Annotated in this window: 5 protein-coding genes and 1 pseudogene; 1 reads left to right on the top strand and 5 read right to left on the bottom strand. The window is 68.8% G+C overall.

Going from position 1 to position 5,219, the window contains the following annotated elements; all coding sequences use genetic code 11:
- Window positions 1–608: pseudogene (locus tag J0F76_RS19795) on the bottom strand (AraC family transcriptional regulator); the annotation flags it as partial.
- Window positions 609–676: 68 nt separating this feature from the next.
- Here J0F76_RS19795 and J0F76_RS19790 point away from each other — a divergent pair.
- Window positions 677–1,648: a siderophore-interacting protein gene (locus tag J0F76_RS19790; RefSeq protein WP_207472111.1), complete on the top strand. Its 972-nt coding sequence runs from the start codon at window positions 677–679 to the stop codon at window positions 1,646–1,648.
- A gap of 29 nt (window positions 1,649–1,677) precedes the next feature.
- Here J0F76_RS19790 and J0F76_RS19785 read toward each other — a convergent pair whose 3' ends face one another.
- The 4 genes from J0F76_RS19785 to J0F76_RS19770 form a co-directional block, all read right to left on the bottom strand.
- A complete protein-coding gene (locus J0F76_RS19785) occupies window positions 1,678–2,175 on the bottom strand; it encodes a PEP-CTERM sorting domain-containing protein (protein WP_207472110.1) in 498 nt (165 codons plus the stop codon).
- Between the two features lie 198 nt (window positions 2,176–2,373).
- Entirely contained in the window at window positions 2,374–4,074 is a 1,701-nt protein-coding gene (locus J0F76_RS19780) for an ABC transporter ATP-binding protein (RefSeq protein WP_207472109.1), read from the bottom strand.
- Between the two features lie 12 nt (window positions 4,075–4,086).
- Window positions 4,087–4,857, bottom strand: coding sequence for an ABC transporter ATP-binding protein (locus J0F76_RS19775; protein WP_207472108.1), 771 nt, complete (start codon window positions 4,855–4,857; stop codon window positions 4,087–4,089).
- Window positions 4,854–5,219 (bottom strand): iron chelate uptake ABC transporter family permease subunit (locus tag J0F76_RS19770; RefSeq protein WP_207472107.1); only part of this gene is annotated, 366 nt, incomplete at its 5' end. The genes J0F76_RS19770 and J0F76_RS19775, both read right to left, overlap by 4 nt.

Raw genomic sequence — 5,219 nt, 5'->3', positions numbered from 1 at the left:
GGCCGCCGGCGGCGCGCGCGGTCCTCGCCCTCGGGGGCGGGCAGCTCCAGCAGCCCCGTGGCGATCGCGCCGGCCAGGTTCTCGGCAAAGGCCGCGTGCCGCGCGGGGTGCGACACCTCGTCGACCAGCAGCCCGGCCAAGGCGGCGATGGCGGGGGCGTCCTGGACCTCGACCGGTCGGCGCATCACGGACCGGGCCTCGGAGATGCCCAGGGACGGCGCAAGGCAGCGCAGCAGGCGGTCGCCGTGGATGTGCAGGTCGAGGTGAGAGAACCGGTGCTGCCCGGTGAAGCGGGACCACAAGGGCAGGCCCGCAGGCACATAAAGCGCGCGCAGCATCGGGCGGCCATGCGCCGTGACATTCCCGTCCCGATTCGAGACAAGGATATGGCCCGACACGTCGTCGAAGAAAAACATGATGCGCGGATCGGGGGACAGGTAATAGCCGTGCGCGGTGGCCTGTCCCTCGGCCTGCCAGAAGACCCCCACCATGCCGTCGAACCCGCGCCAGCGGACCGGGTCGGTCGTCCGGATGCCCTCGGTCTGGCAGGTCATCGTGTGGCGATAGCCCATCGCGATCCCGTTCCTGTCGCCTGCCTGTGTTATCAAGCAGTTTCCACATTGTTGAGTGATTTGGTTTAGTATAAGAAACCCGCAACCATGGAAAGGGTCGCGCCATGTCGCTTTTGCGCAGCCACCGGAACTTCGGCACCATTCCCCGCGCCTCGGGCGCGGCGGCAGCGGCCCTGAAGGCCCGTGCCGCGGCCTGGGACGTGCCCTTGGTCGAGACGACCGAGGCCATGAGCCTGTTCGTCTGGGGCTGCGAGTTGCGCCTGGTGCCCGACAGCGACGCCGTGCGGGTCGAGCTTTCGGCCCCCGAATCGCGGCTGATCGGCACCCTGCAGGACAGCGCGACCGAGCTTTTCGCCGAAGCCGGGCTGGAGGTCAGCTGGGACCGCGTCGATGCGGGCGCGCTGGCGCCGGGATTGTCGCTGATGCAGGTGGTATCGGTCACGCGGCGTTCTCCCGGCTATGTCCGGGTGCGACTGGCGGGCGCGGACGCGGCGCGCTTCGGCATCGGCAGCCTGCATTTCCGCCTGCTGCTGCCGCCTGCGGGCCGCGCGGCGGTCTGGCCGCGAATCGGCGCCACGGGGCGGACCGAATGGCCCGGCGGGGCGGACGCGCTGCATCGGCCGGTCTATACCGTGGCCGGCCAGGGCGGCGACTGGCTGGACTTCGACATCTTCCGCCATGATGGCAGCCCCACCTGTGACTGGGCCTTGTCGGACCCGGAGGGAACGACGGTCGGCATCATCGGCCCCGGCGGCGGCTGGTGCCCGGATGCGGAACGGCTGCACCTGTTCGGGGACGAAACCGCATTGCCGGCAATGGCGCGGATGCTGGAACTGGCCAGGGGCACGGTGACGGCCCATGTCCGGGCTGCCCATTCCGACCTGGGGCCGCTGGCCGCCGATCCCCGCGTGGTGCACTGCGCCGACCTGATGGCGGCGCTGTCCACAGCCGCGCCGGAACGGGACGCCTTTGTCTGGTTCGCGGCCGAGGCCGGGCTGGCCCGCCAGGCCCGCCAGCATCTTCTGGCGCGCGGAATGGACCGCAAGAACTTCATGGCCGCCGCCTATTGGGGCTGAGGGCGAGGCGCTGCCCCGCCCTTGTCCGCTCAGGCGTGCTTGCGCCGCCGTGCGAGCAGGCCTGCCGCGCCGACCGCCGCCGCCAGCAGGGGCAAGGTCGCGGGCAGGGGCACCGGGGCCGGGGCAGGAACATCCTCGACGTTCAGGCTCATCCTCACGTCGCCGCCCAGTGCCCAGATCCCGGCCACGAAATCGAGGCCGAGGCCCAGATAGCCCAGATCGACCGAGGTGGTTTTCATCGCCGTCAGCTTGACGCCGCCGCCCAGCGTCTCGATCAACTGGCCGATCCCGCCATCGACTTCGGCAAAGACATAGGCGGCGCTGCCCAGGTAGTTGGGGCTGAACCACAGCCGGCCCTTGCCCGAGAAATCCAGCGTATAGTCGCCCGCCTGGTTGATTTCATGCACGATGGCGCCGAATTGCGTCCAGGGCACGTCCACGCTTGCGACGGTTGCCGCATCGGCGGCATGGCCAAGCCCAAGGCTTGTCACGGCGGCAAGCGCCGCGGCTTTCAAGGCTGTCGTCATCAATTCACTCCTTAACGCTGCAACACGGAAAATGTCCCAAAAGGGAAGGCAGACGAAACAATCGGCCGCGCTGGAACCTTAGGGCAATTTGCTCCAAGTTGGCAACGGTTAACAATTTCTTAGTGTATTTTTGCCTGTGGCGGGGCGAAGGGACGGCGGCCGGGCCTGCCTGCCGCCCACCCTGACCGGGGCAGTGCGTCAGGCTGCAAGCCGGGCATAGATGCCGCCTTTGGCGATCAGGTCGGCATGGCTGCCGATTTCGGCGATGCGCCCCCCCTGCATGACGACGATACGGTCGGCGTTGCGGATCGTGCCCAGCCGGTGGGCGATGACCAGCGTGGTGCGGCCGACCGCCAGGGCATCCAGAGCCTGCTGGATTTCGCGTTCGGTCTGGCTGTCCAGCGCGCTTGTCGCCTCGTCCAGGATCAGGATCGGAGGGTTCTTCAGGAAGGCGCGGGCAATGGCTACCCGCTGCTTCTGCCCGCCCGACAGCATCACGCCGCGTTCGCCGACAACCGTGTCCAGCCCGTCGGGCAGCGATTCGATCATCGAGGTCAGTTGCGCCTGCGCGGCGGCCTGGCGGATTTCCTCGTCGCTGGCGCCCAGGCGGCCATAGCCGATGTTCTCGCGCAGGGTGCCGCCGAACAGGAACACGTCCTGGCTGACCAGGCCGATCTGGCGGCGCAGACTGTTCAGCCGCATCTGGGACAGCGCCAGCCCGTCCACGGTGATCCGGCCCCGCGTCGGTTCATAGAACCGGGGCAGCAGTGCCAGCAGCGTGGTCTTGCCCGCGCCGGACGGCCCGACAAAGGCAACCGTTTCCCCCGCCTTCACCGCCAGATCGACGCCGTCCAGGATGGTGCGGCCTTCCTCATAGGCGAAGCTGACATTCTCGAAGACGATGTCGCCGCGCAGGGCCGGGGCCTCGATGGCGGCGGGGGCGTCGGTGATCTCGGGCTCGGTCGCCAGCAGTTCCTGGTAGCGGCGGAATCCGGCGATGCCGCGCGGATAGGTCTCGATCACGGCGGCGATCTTTTCCAGCGGCCGGTAGAAGACGCCGACCAGCAAAAGGAAGCCCACGAAGCCGCCGGTGGTCAGTTCGCCCGACAGCACGAAGCCCGCGCCGACGACCATCACGATCACCTGCACCAGTCGCAGGCCCATGTATTGCAGGGCCGAGGACACCGCCATCACCTTGTAGGCTTCCAGCTTGGTGGTCCGGTAGCGCTGGTTGTCGTGGCCGAAAAGCTCCGTCTCGTGCGCCTCGTTGCCGAAGGCCTGCACGACGCGGACGCCCCCCAGCGCCTCCTCCAGCCGGACGTTGAAGTCGCCCACGCGGGAATAGATGGCGCGCCAGGTCCGGGTCATGCGCCCGCCATAGACGATCACCAGCGCCAGCATCGCGGGCACGATCAGCGCCACGATCACCGCAAGCTGCGGGTTGACCCAGAACATCAGCCCGAAGGCGCCCACGAAGGTCATCAGCGCAATGAACGCATCCTCGGGGCCGTGATGGGCGACCTCTCCGATCTCCTCGAGGTCGCGGGTCACGCGGGCGACCAGCTTGCCAGTGCGCGCGCGGTCGTACCAGCGCCAGGACAGCCGCGTCAGGTGGTCGAAGGCGCGGGCGCGCATCTCGGTCTCGATGTTGATGCCCAGCTTGTGGCCCCAGTAGATCACCACCGTCAGCAGCCCCGCGTTGATCGCATAAAGCGCCAGCAGGCCCGCGGCGGCGGCGACGGTCAGCGTCCAGTTGCCCTGCGGCAGCAGGTGGTCGATGAAGGCGGTTATCGCCAGCGGAAAGGCCAGTTCCAGCAGGCCCGACAGCACCGCGCAGCCGAAATCCAGCCAGAACAGCCCCATGAAGGGGCGGTAATAGGAAAAGAACTGGCGCAGCATCGGGTTGTTCCTTCAGGCGGGGATGGCGACGGGACTGCCACCCGGGCGTGTCAGCACCTGCATGGGCAGGCCATAGATGTGTTTCAGCGCCTCCGGCCGCATCAGGTCGGACGGCCCGCCCTGCAAGGCCAGTCGCCCGCCCTTCAGCGCGACCACATGGTCGCAGAATCGGGCGGCCATGTTGACCTCGTGCAGGACGATCACGGCGCTGCGGCCCGTCTCATGGCACATGCGGCGGACAAGCGCCAGAACCTCGACCTGGTGGGCGATGTCCAATGCGCTGATCGGTTCGTCCAGCAGCAGGGTGCCCGCCTGCTGCGCGACCATCATCGCCAGCCAGGCCCGCTGGCGTTCACCGCCCGACATCGTGTCCACCAGCCGGTCGGCAAAGGCGGAAACGCCGCATTCGGCCATCGCACGGGTCACGGCTGCGTGGTCCTCAAGGCTGAAACGGCCCAGCGCACCGTGCCAGGGATAGCGGCCAAGGGCCACCAGTTCGCGCACGGTCATGCCCTCGGCCGGGGGCGGGTGCTGTGGCAGGAAGGCCAGGCGGCGGGCATAGTCCCGCGCCCGCCAGTCGCCCAGGGGACGGCTCTCGAAGCTGACAGAGCCGCCGCTGGCCGCGACCTGGCGGGCCAGCACCTTCAGCAGCGTCGATTTGCCCGATCCGTTGTGGCCGATCAGCGCGATCATCCGGCCCTGCGGCAGGTCCAGCGTCAGCCCGTGCAGCAGGCGGCGTCCCGGCACGTCCACGGTCAGGTCGCGAATGGCGAAAAGCGTCATCGGTGAGGTCTCATCATCAGCCAGATCAGCCAGGGCGCGCCGATCAGCGACGCGAACAGGCCCAGCGGCAGTTCATAGGGAAAGCCCGCCATCCGCGCTCCGAAATCGGCCAGAAGCATCAGCCCCGCCCCGATCAGCGCCGCGCCGGTGACGTGATCGCCGGGCCGGGCAAGCCCCAGGCGACGCGCGACATGCGGCGCCATCAGGCCCACGAAGGACAGCGGCCCGACCAGAACGGTCGCGGCCCCCGTCGCCAGCCCGGCAAGCGCGATCAGCAGCATCCGCGCCAGCCGCAGCGGCAGGCCGAGCCCGCCCGCGACGCCCGTGCCCAGCGGCAGCACCGCAAGCCAGCGCTGCGCCAG

It is taken from the genome of Paracoccus fontiphilus (genome assembly GCF_017356265.1).
GTDB classification, from domain to species: Bacteria; Pseudomonadota; Alphaproteobacteria; order Rhodobacterales; family Rhodobacteraceae; genus Paracoccus; species Paracoccus fontiphilus.
Note: the sequence above shows the minus strand (reverse complement) of the source record. Positions and strands in the feature narration are given on the sequence as shown.

Bases quoted from the DNA above. Each gene is read 5' to 3' on its own strand.
- J0F76_RS19790 (WP_207472111.1), top strand. From the start codon at position 677: ATGTCGCTTTTGCGCAGCCACCGGAACTTCGGCACCATTCCCCGCGCC.
- J0F76_RS19785 (WP_207472110.1), bottom strand. From the start codon at position 2,175: ATGACGACAGCCTTGAAAGCCGCGGCGCTTGCCGCCGTGACAAGCCTT.
- J0F76_RS19780 (WP_207472109.1), bottom strand. From the start codon at position 4,074: ATGCTGCGCCAGTTCTTTTCCTATTACCGCCCCTTCATGGGGCTGTTC.
- J0F76_RS19775 (WP_207472108.1), bottom strand. From the start codon at position 4,857: ATGACGCTTTTCGCCATTCGCGACCTGACCGTGGACGTGCCGGGACGC.